Annotated in this window: 15 protein-coding genes; 4 read left to right on the forward strand and 11 right to left on the reverse strand. The window is 40.7% G+C overall.

Going from position 1 to position 17,594, the window contains the following annotated elements; translation table 11 throughout:
* Window positions 1–80 precede the first annotated feature (80 nt).
* A complete protein-coding gene (locus tag GSQ84_RS02200) occupies window positions 81–710 on the reverse strand; it encodes a DUF6266 family protein (RefSeq protein WP_158795617.1) in 630 nt (209 codons plus the stop codon).
* A 541-nt stretch (window positions 711–1,251) separates the two neighbouring features.
* Here GSQ84_RS02200 and GSQ84_RS02205 point away from each other — a divergent pair.
* On the forward strand, window positions 1,252–1,818 hold the full coding sequence (locus GSQ84_RS02205; RefSeq protein ID WP_158795618.1) for an RNA polymerase sigma factor: 567 nt from the start codon (window positions 1,252–1,254) through the stop codon (window positions 1,816–1,818).
* 31 nt (window positions 1,819–1,849) lie between these two features.
* Here the strand turns inward: GSQ84_RS02205 and GSQ84_RS02210 are convergent, their stop codons facing one another.
* Window positions 1,850–2,317 carry an Lrp/AsnC family transcriptional regulator gene (locus GSQ84_RS02210; protein WP_158795619.1) on the reverse strand — a complete coding sequence of 156 codons (468 nt, stop codon included), beginning with the start codon at window positions 2,315–2,317 and terminating at the stop codon, window positions 1,850–1,852.
* A gap of 342 nt (window positions 2,318–2,659) precedes the next feature.
* Between GSQ84_RS02210 and serC the strand changes: the two genes are divergently transcribed.
* Genes serC through GSQ84_RS02225 form a run of 3 tightly spaced genes read left to right on the forward strand, consistent with a single transcriptional unit; the run spans window position 2,660 to window position 5,047 of the window.
* Window positions 2,660–3,778 (forward strand): 3-phosphoserine/phosphohydroxythreonine transaminase, encoded by a 1,119-nt coding sequence (serC, locus tag GSQ84_RS02215; protein ID WP_158795620.1) that lies wholly within the window; start codon window positions 2,660–2,662, stop codon window positions 3,776–3,778.
* A gap of 1 nt (window position 3,779) precedes the next feature.
* Entirely contained in the window at window positions 3,780–4,913 is a 1,134-nt protein-coding gene (locus tag GSQ84_RS02220) for a DUF1015 family protein (RefSeq protein ID WP_158795621.1), read from the forward strand.
* Window positions 4,910–5,047, forward strand: a complete 138-nt coding sequence (locus tag GSQ84_RS02225) for a hypothetical protein (protein ID WP_158795622.1) — start codon at window positions 4,910–4,912, stop codon at window positions 5,045–5,047. Before GSQ84_RS02220 ends, GSQ84_RS02225 begins: the two co-directional genes overlap by 4 nt.
* Window position 5,048: 1 nt before the next feature.
* On the opposite strand, the gene GSQ84_RS02230 is transcribed toward GSQ84_RS02225, so the two are convergent.
* The 9 genes from GSQ84_RS02230 to GSQ84_RS02270 all read right to left on the reverse strand — a co-directional run bounded on the left by GSQ84_RS02230 (window position 5,049) and on the right by GSQ84_RS02270 (window position 17,587).
* Window positions 5,049–5,795: a LytTR family DNA-binding domain-containing protein gene (locus GSQ84_RS02230; RefSeq protein WP_158795623.1), complete on the reverse strand. Its 747-nt coding sequence runs from the start codon at window positions 5,793–5,795 to the stop codon at window positions 5,049–5,051.
* The gene (locus GSQ84_RS02235; protein ID WP_158795624.1) at window positions 5,770–6,855 is read right to left on the reverse strand and encodes a sensor histidine kinase; all 1,086 of its coding nucleotides are present in this window, start codon (window positions 6,853–6,855) and stop codon (window positions 5,770–5,772) included. Before GSQ84_RS02235 ends, GSQ84_RS02230 begins: the two co-directional genes overlap by 26 nt.
* 59 nt (window positions 6,856–6,914) lie before the next feature.
* Window positions 6,915–7,937, reverse strand: coding sequence for a DUF6268 family outer membrane beta-barrel protein (locus GSQ84_RS02240; RefSeq protein ID WP_158795625.1), 1,023 nt, complete (start codon window positions 7,935–7,937; stop codon window positions 6,915–6,917).
* A gap of 46 nt (window positions 7,938–7,983) precedes the next feature.
* Complete coding sequence (locus GSQ84_RS02245; protein ID WP_158795626.1) at window positions 7,984–11,106, reverse strand: efflux RND transporter permease subunit; 3,123 nt, start codon at window positions 11,104–11,106, stop codon at window positions 7,984–7,986.
* Between the two features lie 11 nt (window positions 11,107–11,117).
* Window positions 11,118–12,176 carry an efflux RND transporter periplasmic adaptor subunit gene (locus GSQ84_RS02250; protein ID WP_158795627.1) on the reverse strand — a complete coding sequence of 353 codons (1,059 nt, stop codon included), beginning with the start codon at window positions 12,174–12,176 and terminating at the stop codon, window positions 11,118–11,120.
* A 9-nt stretch (window positions 12,177–12,185) separates the two neighbouring features.
* The gene (locus GSQ84_RS02255) at window positions 12,186–13,520 is read right to left on the reverse strand and encodes a TolC family protein (RefSeq protein ID WP_158795628.1); all 1,335 of its coding nucleotides are present in this window, start codon (window positions 13,518–13,520) and stop codon (window positions 12,186–12,188) included.
* Between the two features lie 242 nt (window positions 13,521–13,762).
* Window positions 13,763–14,911, reverse strand: coding sequence for a TlpA disulfide reductase family protein (locus GSQ84_RS02260; protein WP_158795629.1), 1,149 nt, complete (start codon window positions 14,909–14,911; stop codon window positions 13,763–13,765).
* Window positions 14,912–14,917: 6 nt separating this feature from the next.
* Entirely contained in the window at window positions 14,918–16,087 is a 1,170-nt protein-coding gene (locus GSQ84_RS02265) for a TlpA disulfide reductase family protein (RefSeq protein ID WP_158795630.1), read from the reverse strand.
* Between the two features lie 69 nt (window positions 16,088–16,156).
* Window positions 16,157–17,587 carry a RagB/SusD family nutrient uptake outer membrane protein gene (locus GSQ84_RS02270; RefSeq protein WP_158795631.1) on the reverse strand — a complete coding sequence of 477 codons (1,431 nt, stop codon included), beginning with the start codon at window positions 17,585–17,587 and terminating at the stop codon, window positions 16,157–16,159.
* Window positions 17,588–17,594 lie beyond the last annotated feature (7 nt).

Raw genomic sequence — 17,594 nt, forward strand, 5'->3', positions numbered from 1 at the left:
TTTTAAAGCCGGAAAAGAGCTGCGCTAAAGTTACAGCTTCCGTCAGTGCTTTTTGTCAAAATAGAACAATGTTTGCTCAATTACCACAATAACGTTCCGGTATAAAGACTATCAGAAATATGTTTTCGGTCGGAAGCAATAAAAGCCACATACGTATGCACCGTAATTTTCTCGTGATATCTTGGTATGCTGATATTTTCAACACCTTCCTTTCTTTTCGCTCCATCCAGTATACAAAAGGAATGATGTTTTTCGGGACAGTAAGCAATCAGCATGACATGATCATTAAGTTTCATTCCCGGCAGTGTCAATTCAGTATTCCAGGTAAATTCCAGGCCAATGTCTGTTGTCTGTACCTTGACTTCGGTATTTACAGGAATATCCCCCTTACTAAAAATAGCTTTGGTAAAATCTATTTGCTGATCAGGATATGCTCCGCTTATAGCACTCTGCCAGTTCAAAGCTGTAGCCCTATTATAGGAATTGGACACTGTATTTTTTACTTCCAGTGCAAAACCTAACTCTACAAATTCCGTTGCATGCCTGAGTAAAACCGATAATAATTTAGTCTTCTGCCTGACAGCGAGTTGAGCTAAAGTCGCTGGTTTTTTCGTGATTCCAATTCCTCTTGAAACCACTTGTCCGTTTAGTGGGTAAGAAACTGTATCTCCCAGTTTCCCTGTTAAAACACCATTTTTTAAAATTGCCATTTTTTATTTGATTAAGTTATACCATATACAATTATACTTAAGACGATATACTAAAGACATTGTTACATTTTTCAGTTAATAATTAGCTTTATTTTAATAACATTCTGAATATCCCCTGGAAGGTCTTTGGAAAGGCGTTGGTTTATCCCAGGGATAAACCAACGCCTTTCCAAAGACCTTCCAGGGACTACCCAACATTTATTCAAAACAAAACCAAAATAGGTCAGATTTTTATCTTGCTGTATATTTCAATAGGCTATTAAATCGTTTTAATAATAAAACACAAAAAGGAATAATAATTAATAAATATTAAACTTAATTAAAGTAATAAAATAATTCATTATATTTACAGTACCAATCTAAATCATTGCAAGTATTATTATAAATAGTTAACAGGTTATTGAAGCAAAGTATTTTTAAACAAACAGCGCTATTAAGCGAAAACAGCAGGAAACTACTCTTCTGCTTTTATTAAAACTGCTGCGACCAAAAAGCCTTAATATTTAATTCACCCACACTGTTGGGGGGTAATCTTACTGTAATGATAAATTATAAAGATCTTTCTGATCATGAATTGATAGATTTACTAAAATCTGATGATCATCAGGCATTCAACCATCTCTTTAAACGTAACCAGGCACTTTCATTTTCATTCACCTACAAAAGGATCAATGATAAAGAATCAGCAAAAGACCTGGTTCATGAAGTATTTGCCGATTTATGGGAAAACCGCCTTTCGCTCAACATTCCCGGAAATTTTCAGGCTTACCTTTACACGGTTCTCAGAAACAGGATTATCAATCAGTACAGACGTAAAAAGATAGTTCAAAAATATATAGATCATGCCACGGAACACTCCAGCCAGGCACATACCGGCACAGATCATCTGGTACGAAATAAAAATTTATCAGCATTAATTGAAAAAGAAGTAGCTGCACTTCCGGATAAGATGCGTCTTGTATTTGAATTGAGCAGAACGAATTTATTTTCCCGAAAACAAATAGCGTCACATCTTAATCTTCCTGAAGAAACTATTAAAAGCCGTATGCGCAGAGCACTTATAATTTTAAAAAACAGGTTGGGAACGGATGCATTGATAACGGCTTAGTACCTGGTTGATTTACATGACTGTAATCGTATTACAACCTGTAAGCAGTTTCCTGTTTTGCGGCCGATAACACTAAAAAACTTTGAACGGTAGCGATGTAAGGCATCTTATCCAGCTTTTCACGCAGGAAAGTATTATAAGAAACCATATCCGGCATGATAATTTTTAACATAAAATCATAATGTCCTGTTAAATGATAACATTCCATTACCTCCGGACATTTGGTCAGCTCTGCCTGGAAATCTTTTAATACTTCTTCGGAATGGCTGGTGAGCTGCACATGAGGAAAAGCAACGAATACAGCCCGGATCTTGTCCAAATCAACCACTGCTACTGTCTTTTTAATATAACCCAGTTCTTTTAAACGGCTTACTCTTTCCGCAATCGGACTTACTGTTTTATTTAATTGATAGGCTAATTCTTTATAGGTCATTAGTCCATCCTCCTGCAGTAAATTTAATATCCCAAGATCAGTTTGATCCAGTTTGTAATTATTCATAGTAAAATGATATACTTAGTGTATTTAAAATCAAATAAAGCAACGGAGAGCATTTACAACATTAGCATCATACAGGCTAATCTAAACCATTTTATTCTGATTAAAGAATAAACAAGGTTACAAAAATATAATTACACTTAGTGTACAAATAACAACAGTTAGACCCATCTTAAAAAGCCTGTAAAATAAAATTCTGCCATTTCAGGATTATCAAAACAAAACCAAATTATAAAGATATTTTAACCCGCTAAACAGTTTTTTTTACCAAGTATGATCAATTGTGAATTGATAAATTATTAAAGTCCTCAACTTTGCAATAATATTAAATCTAACCAAAATCAAATGTCAGTAGTAAAGAAACACAATTTCGGGGCAGGCCCCTGTATCTTGCCTCCCGCTGTGATGGAACAGGCTGCAAATGCAATCATCAACTGGAACAACATGGGGCTGTCTATACTCGAAATATCGCACAGAAGCCCTGAATTTGAAAGTGTAATCCTAAAAGCACAGCTACTGATCAGAGAACTGTTAAATGTACCCAACAACTATGAAATCCTTTTTTTACAGGGAGGGGCAAGTAGCCAATTCTCTATGGTTCCAATGAACTTCCTGAAAAACCCATCCTATGGGGCATATCTGGATACAGGTTATTTTGCACAAAAAGCAATTAAAGAAGCTGGCTTGTTTGGACAGGTAGAAATTGTTGCTTCATCACAGGATAAGGACTATTCTTATATCCCTGACATCATTGAACTTCCACAGGGAGCCGCTTATTTGCATTGTACATCAAACAATACCATTGAAGGTACACAAATGCTCAGCTTCCCGGAAAATACAGCTCCGCTGATCTGCGATATGTCTTCAGATATCTTTTCCAGGTCTGTAGACATCAAAAAATTCGACCTGATTTATGCAGGTGCCCAAAAAAACCTGGGACCGGCAGGCATGACCCTCATCATTGCCAAAAATGAATTTTTAAACACTGCGAAATCACCTGTGCCTTCCATGTCAGATTATCGGATTTACCGCGATAATATGAGCATGTATAATACCCCTCCTGTGTTTTCCATTTACGTGGCCCTACTGAACCTGATCTGGCTTAGGGACCAGGGAGGGATTTCCGCGATTGAATTGCAGAATGTAAAAAAAGCAAATACACTTTATAGAGAGGTAGATCGTAACCCGCTGTTCTATGGAACTGCCAATGCAGCACATCGCTCAAAAATGAATGTAACGTTCAAAATGCACGACCCTAAATTAGAAGAAGAATTTTTGCGGTTCGCAGCAGAAAATGGAATTGTAGGAATCAAAGGATACCGCACCGTGGGCGGCTTTAGAGCATCTCTTTACAATGCACTGCCTTTATCGAGTGTTGAATTTTTAGCCCAGCTTATGCAGGATTTTGAGCAAAAGAAAAACCCGGTACACCAATCATCTAACCTCGAAACTGCAAATCACTAATATGGCAAATATAAAAGCATTCAGAGCGCTTAGAGCTGGTTTAACTGAAAAAGGAAGCCTGATAAAGGATCTTAAAATTATTTTAGAACCCTCGTCAAATTATTCGGAAAGCCTTCAGCCTTACCTTTCCTCTTTCAGGCGCCTGATGCTGAATAAGTCATTGTATATTGAAAATGAACCCGCCATTTACATTTATGAAAATTGCGGAAGAAATGGTAAACAAAGGGGCATATGGGCATTGACAAATGTGAATGACCATACGATAAATGATATCATCCTGCATGAACAAACGATAACCGAACAGGAAGAAAAAATCAAAACTTACCGTGAACAAATCGGACTGGAAGGGGAACCCATCTTACTCACTTATCTACCCCGTGTTGAGCTGAACATACTGATCGAAAAAATAATCCAATCCACACCGCCGGAGTATTATTTTCATGAAGGGGTTTTACATCAGCTCTGGAAAGTAACCAGTACGGCCGTTATTGAAGAACTAAAAAGGGAATTCTCAAATTTAAAAAACCTGTATGTTGCAGATGGCCATCACCGGCTTGCCGCAGCATTGAGCTTGCAACATGAAGAGGAACAATGGATTTCAACGTTATATGTAGCCACAGATCAACTTAACATCAGAGAGTTTAACAGATTGATTCTTCCTGACACGCACATTAACAGGGAGGCTTTACTGGAACTGATCAATCAGTATTTCCTTGTTTATGCCATTCCAGGCAATACCCCTTTTCGCCCTGCCCGTCATCATCAAATGGGAATGTGCCTGTGCGGGAAATGGTACCAGCTGGACTTAATGGAAGATAAACATCCGGAAATTGACGCCACCATTTTGCAGGAATATATCCTGGAACCGTTTTTTAAAATTGAAGACCCGCGTGATGATTCGAGATTAAAGAATTTAGATCCTTTGGATGGCTGGGCAAAGTTAATCGTGGAAACCAAAGAAAATTTATCTTCTATAGCGTTTACACTGTTCCCAATGACAGCAGATCAGCTAATTAGTTGTGCAAATGAGCAGAAGACCCTGCCTCCAAAATCAACATGGATTGAGCCAAAAATACCTTACGGATTGTTATTGCACTGGTCAAAACAACCCGACCTCAAAGAGATCGTATCATGATGACAACAGACAATTTACTATACAACTGTGCTGTATTTTTATTCTTAGTGATTGCGCTGGTTTTGATTGTCAACGCATGGAACTTGTTCCGTGAAAAGAAAAACAGTGATGATGATTTTACACATTGGCTGTAAGCTATATCAGCCAATCCAGAAAACCGGCAGCTTTCTGTTTACTCACTACTGGTTTATGTGCAACTGCGACGTTTAAATTTACCGTTATGGTACGCGTGATACTCGTAGAAAGATCTTTTATGGCAGTTTTATTCACCAAAAACTGACGATTAATACGGTAAAAAGAGATACCCATCTGCTTTTCCAGCTCTTCCAGGCTCTTTTGCACAAAATAAGACTTCGCTTCAAAGGTAACCAGCTGCACTAATTCATTCTCCAGGTAAAACAAAGCGATCTCTGTAAATGCAACCGGAAGGATCTTGTCCTTATACCTCACCAGCATACGGTCTCCCCTGTGGTTTCTCTTTTCCAGTAGTTCCAGAATCAGGTTATGACTGAGCGGACTGAGCATATCTTTCAGCTCCCTGTATTTAGACATTGCCCTGGCCACCGTTGTTTTATCGAATGGCTTCATGATGTAATCAATACTATGCGTTTCAAATGCACTCAACGCAAATTCATCATAGGCTGTACAAAATATGACCGGTGTTTTAAGATGGGCTTTACTCAATATGTCAAAGCTGGTTCCATCACCCAGTTGTATATCGCAAAATAACAGGTCGGGCGCTTCATTTTCTGCAAAATAGGCCATTGCCTCTCTTACGGAATGTAACATGGTTACTACCTGCGCTTCCGGCTGAACCTTCAGAATGGTTTCCTTCAGGTCTTCAGCGGTATTCCGCTCATCTTCTATGATTATAATTTTCACTGTTCGTTAGTTTTAAACTGACATAAAAATAAGATTGACCCGTCAGTATGATGATCTTCTCTCCGGTTAAACTTTCATACCTTTCACTCAGGTTAGACAATCCGCTGCCCATAGAATGTTCCTTGTCGTAATTAGGCCGGTAATCATTTTTCACCGTAATAATACCGTCCGCTTCGCTGATTTCAATGTGCATAGGTTCTTCTTCTGAAAAGGAATTATGCTTAATCGCGTTTTCTGTTAGCAGCTGTAGAGTAAATACAGGCAAATAACTGCTGTCCCTGATATCTTCACTGATATCGATGGTATAATATAAGGCATCGCCTAACCTTACCTTTTGCAGTTCCAGGTAGTCTGAGCAAAAGCTGAGTTCGCTAGTCAATGTGGCCGAGCTGCCCTTCATAGATGACATAGATGCCCTTAGAAAATTTGATAATTTAACCAGATAATTAGAGGCTACCTCCGGTTGTCTATGAATAAGCGATTTAATGGTAGTTAAGGCGTTAAATAAAAAATGAGGGTGGATCTGTTGTAAAAGCAATCTATTTACAGCTTCAGAATTAGCGATTTTCAGTGCTGCATTTTCAAGGCTTACCCGCATCCGTTCATGTTGTGAGAGTACAAACTCTTGCCAGGTCACAATAAAATAGGTAATCAGTGCACTTTGAAGTATCGAGTAAATGACTAAAGATCTCCCCTGAAAATGAGATTTATAATCATGGAGCAGGATTTTAATCTTGATGAGATAAACAACCAGCATGTTATTTAACATCATTGGAAAAGCCCCAAGCAGAGAGATCAGCAAAAATGCACATAAGGTAAGTTTAAAGCTACGCAGGTTCCGGCTATATAAAAACCAGATAATAAATATCGAAATAAAGTTCAATATCATGATCATCAAAAACATGTCGCATGCATTAACGAATGAACTTTTTGCATTTTCACGTTCCATCCAGTTCGTAAAGAAGAGAATGGTTGTCAACGTCATGGTCGAAAATAAAGCCATTCTGATCATCGCCCTGATAGGAAAAACTTCGGCTATTTTATTAAAGATGGTTATCATATACTAAGCTAAGATCCACATTTTTGTTCATTTATCATTTCGGGAAGTAAACTACGCAATTACTTGCCTTGTCTAAAAAACGGCAGGAATGAAATGGTGAAATTTACAAAAGGCGTAGTACTGTTCTTGTTCTGTACAAAATAGGTATTCCAGCTATCGGTACGTTTAGCCAGCCTGGAATCTATAGTGGAGAAAAGACCGCCGTAAACACCTAATATCAGCTTTTTAGTCACGCGGTATTCATAAGACGGGCCTGTTTTTAGTTCTACCTGCGTAGAGCTTACATCCTGCGGCAGCGGAGGCTGGTTCAGGGAAAAGAAAGAATAACTACTGCTCAGCTCTGTACCAAATGAAACCCAGCTATTGGGGGTCACCTGTCTGCGCAGGGATACCCTGCTCGGCAGATCAAAAAATAATTCTGTTTTGCCATCGCCAAACTTTTGCCAGTAGCTAAAAACGGGAAGTACCGGAATAACCGACGAACGGTCCAGTATGACGGCTACACCAATTGTAAAAGCATGAGTTGCTGTCCGCTTTAGCGGAAAGACGATACTGCCTAAATAACTCACCTTTTCTACCGTGGATAACTGATCGGTAAGACCTGCCAGTGTACTGCTATAAATAACCGGAGAATGGAATAATGAATCATTGTGAGAGAAGGTAACAGCAAAACCAACTGTCTGACGGTTAAAGTTCATGTCCTTTACCGGAAATTGCGGATTAAAATCCTGTACCTGGTCGATTTGATAATGCTGGTTTACATAACTAAAAGATCCAACTAAGCTATTATGGCCCCACTGTGAAAAGGGAACATTAAAGTTAGCCTTTTCACGTGTCAGCCTCAATTTACCTTTATACAAAGGGTTTCCATAAAGATTGGCGGTGGTGTTTCCCCCATCAATAAACTCTGTAGATATTGCACCCTGCCTTAATATTGGATAAGCAATTGCTGCCTGATCCAGATACACGCGCTTGATGGAATCTACGTTTACTTTAGTTTCAGTTTTTTTTGCAAGTGTTTGCGACAAAGCGGCGCCCATCCAAATGTTTAAGCAAATCAGTATTAAAATTATTGTTTTCATGTGATATCGGATTACTGTACAGACATTCCTGAACAGGGTTAAATAATTAAATAGCGGGTACTTTTTCAAGATTAGTTTCAGGCTTTTCCTGAAACCTGACAATCAGTTTATCGATGATCAGGTACATGGATGGCACAACGAAAAGCGTAAGGATCATGGAACTGGTAAGCCCGCCAATAATTACCCAGGCCATCCCATTTTTGATCTCCGAACCAGCACCAGTGGCTGTTGCAATGGGCAGCATTCCCAGTATCATGGCCAGCGTGGTCATTAAAATTGGTCGCAGACGCTCTTTACCCGCTTCTACAAGCGCATCTTTTGCAGAACGTCCTTCACTTTTCAGCTGATTGGTAAAGTCGACGATTAGGATGGCATTTTTAGAAACCAGCCCAAGCAGCATCACAATACCTATGATAGAAAATATATTCAGCGTTTCCATGCTCAGCGCCAGGGCCAGCAAAGCCCCGATAATGGCTACCGGAATAGAAAACAATACCACAAAAGGATAAATCAGGCTTTCATATAATGCAACCATGATCAGGTATACCAGCATAATAGCGGTAGCCAGTGCCAGCCCGAGGCTACCAAAGGCATCGGCCTGGTTCTTTACATCCCCAAGATATTCTATGGAAATACCATCCGGCAGTTTAACACCGGTTAGTTTAGCTTTGATATCATCTGCAACGGTGCCAACCGGGCGGCCAACTACACTCACATTAACAGTAATGGCGTTGACCCTGTCACTCCTTTGCAGCACACTTTCCCCAAGGGCTTCCTTTACCTCAGCAAATTGAGAGAGCACAAAACTTTGTCCGTTGTTATTGGTAAAAGACAGGTTTTTAACATTATTAATATCACTCCGGTTGTGGCTGTCGAGGCCAATCATGATATCATAATCATTACCCGACTGCTTGAATTTACTTTTATCATTTCCACTGAAGGAGTTTTGCAATGCAGCACCAATCTGGCTGGCATCCAGTCCGAGTATAGCCATTTTATCGCGGTTGAGATTGATCTCTATATCCGGCTTCTGGTCTTTTACAGAGAGTTCAACAAACTGTGTACCCGGGATAGTAGTAATGATTTTTTGATAAGCTTCTGCCGTTGCCCTTACTCCTTTCAGGTCTGTCCCTTTGATAGCGATTTGTATAGCCGCCACATTACTGCCACCGGAAACAGATACTGTTCCAAAAGTTACTTTTACACCGGGTATCATGGCGCTCAGTTTCTTTTGCATCGCCAGTCCGAAATCCTGTGAAGAAAACTTGCGCTGCTTTTTATCTACGAGACTGACAGTAAGTTCCGACAGATTAGCATTATTAGTGGTACCGGCAATACTACCTGTTACAAAACCAATACTGGAAAAAACATTCACCACCGCTTTTTGTGAGAGCAGTGCTTTTTCTGCGACTTGAGTAGTGATATTGGTTTGATAAAGAGATGCCGCAGGAGCAAGTTCCAGTTTAATGATCACGGTTCCCTGATCACCGTCAGGAATAAAAGTAGAGCCAATAAATCCTTTTCCAACCAGTAAGAAGGAACCAAAGATCAATAAGATCACAAAAGAAAGGAGATAACGCTTTTTATGCAGCACAACCCCCAGAAGTTTCGCATAATCTTCTTTAAGCCGCTCAATAAAATTCTCAAAACCAAGATTCAGTTTCCCCCAGAGTGTGTCGGGGTTCATCATTTCAATTTTACCAAAACGGCTGGCCAGCATAGGTGTAACGGTGAAGGAAACAAACAAACTCATCAGGGTAGAAATAACCACAACCATCGCAAATTCTCTCAAAATGGCGCCAATCAAGCCGCCAGCTAATGCCAATGGTAAGAACACTACCACGTCTACCAGGGTAATGGCCAGTGCTGTAAAACCGATCTCGCTCCTCCCCTCCAGGGCAGCTTTTACACGGTCGGACCCCATCTCCAGGTGACGGTAAATATTTTCAAGCACCACAATAGAATCATCTACCAGGATACCTACCACCAGCGACATTGCCATGAGAGACATCAGGTTGAGTGAAAAACCCATCAGATGCATCGCTATAAAAGTAGGAATGATAGAAGATGGCAGGGCAATCAGGATAAACATTGAACTCCTGACGCTATGTAAAAAAGCAAGCATCACTACCCCTACAATAAGCACCGCTAAACCCAGATCTTCCATTACCGCATCAGCGGAAGCTAAAGTATAAATACTCTGGTCCCTGGATATACTAAATTGAACACCCTGTTTTGCATATTGATGTTCAATGGCAGCAAAACTGGCTTTGGTCAGCTTACTTACATCCACCGCATTGGCATCCGTTTGTTTGATGATCTGGATTCCTATAGAAGGCAACCCGTTGATATGATTAATGGCAGTAGCTTTTGCCGTACCATCCACCACTTCAGCAATATCACGCAGATAAATGGTACCACCTTTTGCATCCTGTGAAACAATCAGGTTTCTCATCTGGTCCATATCAGTCACCTTGGCATCAAAAAGAATAGATAGCTGCTGATCTTTTGTTTCCAGGCTTCCTGCCGGGAAAGATTGATTGGCATTACTGATGGTCTTTGTGACCTCGCCAATAGCCAGTCCGTAAGCCCTCAGTTTGCCCTGGTCTATATTCACCCTGATCTGTCTTTCATCACCGCCGATAATGTTCACCTGACCTACACCCTGCACATTTTGCAGCACTGCTTTCAGCTGTTTATCAATCAGATCGTACAATGCACGCGAGTCCAGTTTAGAAGTAATACCTGCACTGATCACCGGGGCATCATCCAGGCTAATCTTATTGACCACTGGTTTCTTCACGTCATCAGGGAGGTCATTTTGCGTTTGATCGGCTTTACGCTGTATATCCCGCTCTGCCTTATCAACGTCTGCAGTACTTTTTAACTGAACCGTGATCAATGATATTCCTTCCTGAGAAGTGGATGAGATTTTATCCAGTCCTTCTATGGAAGAAAAAGCATCCTCCAGTTTTTTGGTAACGGAGCTCTCCACTTCAGAAGCTGAAGCACCGGTATAAATAGTACTCACACTAACGGTATTGATCTGAATTTTTGGAAGCAGGTTATAGCTTAACTGAAAATAGCTTTCGATACCAAATATGATGAGCACCGTAAAGATCACAATGATCAGTAAGGGTCTTTTGATGGAAATTTCTGTAATAGACATATGCTTATAAATTATTTGGATATACTTACCGGGGTACCGTCCTTAAGATTGATTTGTCCGGATAAAACCACCACATCATTCTTATTCAGCCCACTTAATATTTCAATAAAATCACCCATTTCCCGACCTGTGACCACAGTTTTTTGTCTTGCCCGATTATTTATCACCACATAAACAGAAGCATTCTGCACACTTTCTGCCAGGGCTTCCCGCGGAATAACCAACACCTGCTGGCGGGTATATTTAGAAAAATCAGCATAAACAAAAGTTCCTGAATGCAGTACATATTGAGGATCACTATCGATCATCACTTCAACCGCATAACTATGGGTGGCATCGGCCTGGGGGCTGACAAAGGAGATGGTACCGTTAAATACTTTGCCACGGTACACTTCTGTTGTGATCTTTACATGCTGCCCTTGTTTAACCTGGTAAACTTCGTTCTCGGTAAGATTAACCTGTACTTTGATCTCTGATACATTGACTATAGTAGCGATCTCGGCACCCGCATTTACAAATACCCCCTGTTCAACATCTTTCACAGAGATAATGCCGTTGGTGGGCGACTTCAAACCTGCATCATCCAGTTGTTTTTTAGCGTGATTCAGCTGATTTACTGCATCGTTGTAATCCTGCCTGGTTTGGTTCAGTTTTTCTTCTGTTGCCGCATGGCCGGCATATAGTTCAGTATAGGTTTGAAGGTCGTTTTTCAACTTAGAGAGGTTGGTTGCTGCCTTTTGCTGATCCAGCTGAAGTAATCGGCTATCCATTACAGCCAATACCTGACCCTGTTTTACCCTGTCGCCCAGTTTAAATTTTAGATACTGGATGGTACCACTGCTGGCAGCCAAAACTTTTGCTTCCTGAAAAGGGGCCAGTGTACCCGTTTTTTTGATGCTGAGATCCAACAGCTGTTCCTGAACGCCGCCTGCTTTCACTGGAATACGGACAGCTGTGGCTACCACAGGTTTATTCTTTTCGTCCAGTTGTTTTTTATTGCTAAACAGCTTAAAGGCAATTAACAGGATAATTACCACGATGATTATGCGGATGATGTATTTACGTACCATATCGATTGATTACAAAGAATTATAAAAGTTTTGAAGTGTGCCGTTAGACTTTTCCAGGTCGATCTTTGCCAGGTAAAAGTTATAGAGGGAAGTGAGGTAATTGTTTTCAGCCTCCTTTAAGGAACTTTGCGCATTGAGCCAATCGGTCAAATCTGTTACCCCTTTTTGGTATTGAAAATCGGTAGTTTTAAAGACCGACCGGGCCAGTTCTATGTTCCGGCTGTTATTGTCTACATCACTTTGCGATTTATTGAGTTTGGTTCTGGCATTTTCATATTCCAGACGGAATTTATCAGCATCCAGTTTCACGTTTTCCAGCGCATCGAGGTGTTTAAATTTTGCCTGGTCATACTGGGCATTTCTTTTATAAAAATTAAAAAACGGAATGGATACCTTAAAGCCCACGGCAGAAAAGGGCGAGAGCTGGTTAAGGGCCGGGCTCAGTTCTTTACCAAAACCCACAGCACCATAACGTGCATAAGCGGTAAGCTTTGGTAACCCTTCGGCTCTAATCTTTTTTTGATCTATCCCCAGCAAATCTGCATTTACCATGGCCAGCTGATAATCCGAACGATTGGTAACCTGGAAGGCACTGCTATTACTTTTTAGCAGCATATCATGGAGCGGTCCGGCAGCCGGACTCTCAATTTCAAGGGCGTTGTCCAGCGAATAGCCCATTGCATTCTTCAGCTGATTTTCTGAGTAGGTTAAATTGCTCTCGGCAACGCTGATCTGGGAACGGGTATTATTGTAATTCACAGTAATCTTATCCAGGTCTGACTGTATGGCTACTCCTTTTATTACTTTCAAAGAAGAGAGCTGCATCTGGCTGTTATAGGTGGCCAGATTAATGTTCAGCAGGGAAAGCTGTTCACGATACACATAGATCTGGTAATACGAGGTGCAGATATTATAAATGATCGTTTCATTATTTTGCTGGATGTTCAGATCAGCCTGATGCTTGCTGTATTTGTTTGCTTTTAAACCGGTTAGCAGCGACTGATCATATATAGTTTGATCTACTTCTGCCGTCCCTGTTGTATTGTATTTTTGAGTGAAGGAAATCCTAAGGTCATTTGGGCCCAAAATCCCGGCAGGGATAATTGATTCCTGCAATTTAAGGTTATTGTCCAGGCCGGCATTGACATTAAAGGATGGTAGATAAGCAGCAAGCGCTTCCTTGCTCTGGGCATCGGCAGCCTTTCTGTCGTTGGCGTATATGTTATTGCTCCGGTTATTCTTTAACCCGTAGGCAATGCAATCTTTTAAGCTCCATCTTTGCTGGCCATAAACTGTAACAGAGGTGAAGTAAAGGATAAAAAAGAGATAATATTTATGTATCATTTTTTTATGGATAATGTTCTTTCCAGGTATCGTTTACCTTTGATTTCCACGACAAAACTGTACAGTATCCGGATGAATAAAAACTAAAGCTCACCGAGGCGGGCAAAATGAAGGGGGAAACATAATTTTTAGCCGGGAAGCAAAATGTATAATTTGATTTGAAAACAAAAAGGGCACCCTATAGGCGCCCCTTCTGCTTTTTATCAAATAAATTGCTGCTATTTTTAACTTAAAACAAGTTGTTATTTCCCTAAGATTTCCGTTAACTTTTGTTCTAAGGCTTCACCTTTTACATTTACAGCAATGATCTTTCCTTCCTTGTCAATCAGGTAATTCTGCGGTATCGAAGTTATTCCATATAACTTAGCTGCTGCATTGTTCCAAAAGTTCAAATCAGATACCTGTGTCCAGGTAAGATGGTCCTGATGAATGGCTTTTATCCACGACTCTTTTTTTCCTTCCTGATCCAGGGATACGCCCAGCACAGTAAAACCTTTACCATGGTATTGCTGATAAGCTTTAACCACATTGGGGTTTTCTGCCCGGCAGGGCATACACCAGCTGGCCCAGAAATCTAGCAGTACATATTGTCCCCGCAGGTCTGAAAGTTTAACCATTTTGCCTGCGGTATCCGGCAACTGAAAATCAGGGGCTATTTTACCAATCGCAGTGATTCTGGTAGCTTCTATTTTGGAAACAACTTCTTTTGCATAATTGGTGTTTTTATAGGTAGCACCCAGCTTGTTATAAAGGAACTCCGCTTTATCTACCGGCATACCGGAAAACCTGGAATCCAGCAGGAATAAAGAAGCAAAAGCATCAGGATGCTGAAGGACAAATTTTTCCAGACGAATGCCATCGGCCTTTTCCTGCTCAGCATTAAGACTTTCATAATATTTAATGATCTCCGCGTATTTAGGATCTTGTTTGGTTAGCTTTTCCATGTAATCTGCCCCATATTTTTCATTGAGTTTCGCCCTGATCTGCTGCGCCGCTATATTGCCTGGTTCTACAAACTGATTGTACAAATCATTATCCGGAGCATCTTTGACAACAGAATTGGCTATAGTTTCCAGATCAGCTTTGATATTCACTACGCCCGGCCTGGCTACCAAAATTCCGTAAGGGGCATAACCATGTTTCTTTTTTGCTTCAAATTCGCTATAAAACATATACCTGGATGGCCCTTTATAAGCAACTGAAATGGAAAATGTCCCATTTTTTACCGTTACAGAATCGTGGTCTTTGGTAGCGTGATTGTATAAAATCAGTTTGGAACCATCATAGATTTGATCAGTGGTACCTTCAAAAGTTATTTTTTCTGCTTGTTGTGCTTTCGCTTTGGTCAGTAAACCTGTAATCAGGCCTAATGAAAGTAAAATCTTCTTCATTTAAATTTAATTTTTAATAACGGATTTTAATTTTTGGTCCAGCCCGCCTTCATTATTACCTTCTACGCCCGACCGCCAGATTATTTTACCAGCAGGATCTACCAAAACCTGTGTAGGTAATCCGCTGATATTATATTTATAACCAATATCTGTAGCCTTATCACTAACCAGTATTCCATTTGCCCCCATCTTTAAACCCTGCAGTACATGTTTCCATGGAAGCCCGTCTTTTTTAACCGCCGCCCTCCAGGCATCGGGAGTTTTATCATCAGAAGCCACCCCTATAATTTCGAACCCTCTATCTTTGTATAGGGCATACAATTCTTTCAAATGTGGATTTGACTTTCGGCAGGGCACACACCAGCTGGCCCAAAAATCTACCAGCACATATTTCCCTTTCTCATCTGATAGTTTTAACGGTTTACCATTGATATCAACTGTTGAAAATTCTGCTGCCATCGCCCCTGGAACACCCACTTTTCTTTTAGCAATCTGCTCCATCACTGCTTTTCCATAATAACTATTTTTCACAATTTCAGGGAAGCTATCGTAGATCGTTTTCAAAGAATCCAGAGACGACCCCCTGTCAAAAGAAACCAAATAGGCTTTGACATAAGATTTTGGATAACTCTTCATAAAATTATTATCGAGCTCTTCCGCATCCTGATGATAGGGAATCAGTACCCAGTTTTTCATTTCCTGATACGCAACATTACTTCGTTTATTGACTGCAGTAAGGGTATCCATCACATTTGCCCACTTTTTCTCTAACCTGGCCCTGTTTTTACGTAATACCTGAAATTCATCATTGGCAGGTGAGCCTGTTAAGGTCACGTTTCTGATGTCGTTCCCGGCAACAGTAATTTGCATATCCCTGGCTTCCAGAAAAATCTGCGTATTATGGAGATCGTCATAACCCATCCTTTTAAAGTTATTACTTAAATAACCTATGCTCGCTCCGTCAATCATTCCCTTAAAGGTAAACCGGCCGTCTATTACCTTTGCGCTATCTAACTTCCTAACGCCTGCCTCATTGATATAAAGCATATAAAAAGACGAATTGGTAACCGGGCTTTTTACCTCTCCGGAAAGGGTAAACTGATTGGATGGATGTTTTTCCTGTGAGAACGTATGTATTGAAATAAGGATTAATAATCCTGTTAGGAATTGTTTCATTGTTTTGCTTTTAAGAATCAAGATGAGCCGGTAATGATTTTATGGCCCATCTTGTTCTGGTTTAATAATTTAGTACCCCGGATTTTGTGTCATTTTGCTATTGCTGGTGATCTCTGCCTCAGGAACAGGTAAGATTAAAAGAGATTGTGCGGTGAGGCTGGGCACCATCGCTTTAACGGTAGCAAAGGGCAATCTTCGCAGCGCCAGCCAGTCCTGCCCTGCTTCGCCGATGAAATTCTTCATCGATTCTTTCGCAATCAGCAGCTGTAACCCTGCATTGGTGTGTTCCGCTTCAACAGCGGAGAAATCAGTAAGGCCTGCGTGTGACATCACCGTTTCTAACAATGTCCTTGCTTTTGCCTGGTCCCCTCCTGATGTGACTAAAGCTTCAGCTTCCAGCAAATAAGCTTCAGTTAATCTAAAGGCATAACTGTTCTCCGTAATTGGATTAGCCACCGTAACAGGGAATACGCCGGGGTAATATTTGGTAAAAGATGCAATAGTGCCATAAGAGGTTGAACTTCTGTACTGGTACAGCCAGGTATTTCTTGGATCATTTTTTAGCAGTGAAACCAAAGAATCCGATCCGTAATACTGGTTAAAATACAGGTAATTCTGGTACTTATAATCCTGCTGTGGAGCTGTATACGGCTTTACCCCCAAAATCACCTCATTACTGGTAAGGGCTTTCGACCAGAAGATATCTTTTACGTTACTTTCCAAAGTAAAAGAACTGCTGGTAATCACATCATTGGTAAGGCTGATCACAGAAGCCATATCGCCACCTGCGTTTCTATTGATCAGCACCCTCGCTTTAAGTAATTTTGCTGCCGATACATTGGCATACCAAATATCTGTATTCAGCGCAGGGAGGCCGGCAATAGCATCATCCAGATCGGCTATGATTGCGTCGTAACTAGCTTTAACAGTAGCCCTTGGAAGATTGATATTGCTTACATCCACAAATTCCGTTCTCAGGAGTATCCCATTTGCACTGCTGATGTCATTGTACTGACCATAATAAAGCAAAAGCTCACTATCGCCATAGGCCCTCAGGAACTTCGCCTCGGCAATCATTTGCGTTTTTTTTGCTGCCGCGATACTATTTACCGGGGCAACATTTTTCAGGAAACCATTGGCCGCATTGACCAGTCCATAACCGTAGGTCCAGATCCTGTCTACAAAGGGAGAAGTAGAGATATAATTATGCACACCAAAAGCGTTTCCGGTAATGGTACTTACCATGGTACCGGCCAGTACAGAGGGAAGCCCCTCGTTGGGGTCCGACCATAAAATTGTGGGTACGTTATTATTATCCACGCCTGATGCAGCAAAGCGATAATAAACACCATTTAAAACTGTGGAGGCACTGGTTGCATCGGTGATCACGTTCCCGTCTACCTGGGAGGTAGTAGGCAGCACATTCAGTTCCTTTTTACAGGCGCTCATACTGCAGCTTAGGAAAAGAAAAAAAAGTATTTTAGTTATGTTTTGTTTCATATTAGAT

Origin of the sequence: Pedobacter sp. L105 (assembly GCF_009765875.1) — a bacterium.
Classification (GTDB): Bacteria; Bacteroidota; Bacteroidia; order Sphingobacteriales; family Sphingobacteriaceae; genus Pedobacter.

Coding starts and splice junctions, on each gene's coding strand:
- GSQ84_RS02200 (WP_158795617.1), bottom strand. CDS start 710: ATGGCAATTTTAAAAAATGGTGTTTTAACAGGGAAACTGGGAGATACA.
- GSQ84_RS02205 (WP_158795618.1), top strand. CDS start 1,252: ATGATAAATTATAAAGATCTTTCTGATCATGAATTGATAGATTTACTA.
- GSQ84_RS02210 (WP_158795619.1), bottom strand. CDS start 2,317: ATGAATAATTACAAACTGGATCAAACTGATCTTGGGATATTAAATTTA.
- serC (WP_158795620.1), top strand. CDS start 2,660: ATGTCAGTAGTAAAGAAACACAATTTCGGGGCAGGCCCCTGTATCTTG.
- GSQ84_RS02220 (WP_158795621.1), top strand. CDS start 3,780: ATGGCAAATATAAAAGCATTCAGAGCGCTTAGAGCTGGTTTAACTGAA.
- GSQ84_RS02225 (WP_158795622.1), top strand. CDS start 4,910: ATGATGACAACAGACAATTTACTATACAACTGTGCTGTATTTTTATTC.
- GSQ84_RS02235 (WP_158795624.1), bottom strand. CDS start 6,855: ATGATAACCATCTTTAATAAAATAGCCGAAGTTTTTCCTATCAGGGCG.
- GSQ84_RS02240 (WP_158795625.1), bottom strand. CDS start 7,937: ATGAAAACAATAATTTTAATACTGATTTGCTTAAACATTTGGATGGGC.
- GSQ84_RS02245 (WP_158795626.1), bottom strand. CDS start 11,106: ATGTCTATTACAGAAATTTCCATCAAAAGACCCTTACTGATCATTGTG.
- GSQ84_RS02250 (WP_158795627.1), bottom strand. CDS start 12,176: ATGGTACGTAAATACATCATCCGCATAATCATCGTGGTAATTATCCTG.
- GSQ84_RS02255 (WP_158795628.1), bottom strand. CDS start 13,520: ATGATACATAAATATTATCTCTTTTTTATCCTTTACTTCACCTCTGTT.
- GSQ84_RS02260 (WP_158795629.1), bottom strand. CDS start 14,911: ATGAAGAAGATTTTACTTTCATTAGGCCTGATTACAGGTTTACTGACC.
- GSQ84_RS02265 (WP_158795630.1), bottom strand. CDS start 16,087: ATGAAACAATTCCTAACAGGATTATTAATCCTTATTTCAATACATACG.
- GSQ84_RS02270 (WP_158795631.1), bottom strand. CDS start 17,587: ATGAAACAAAACATAACTAAAATACTTTTTTTTCTTTTCCTAAGCTGC.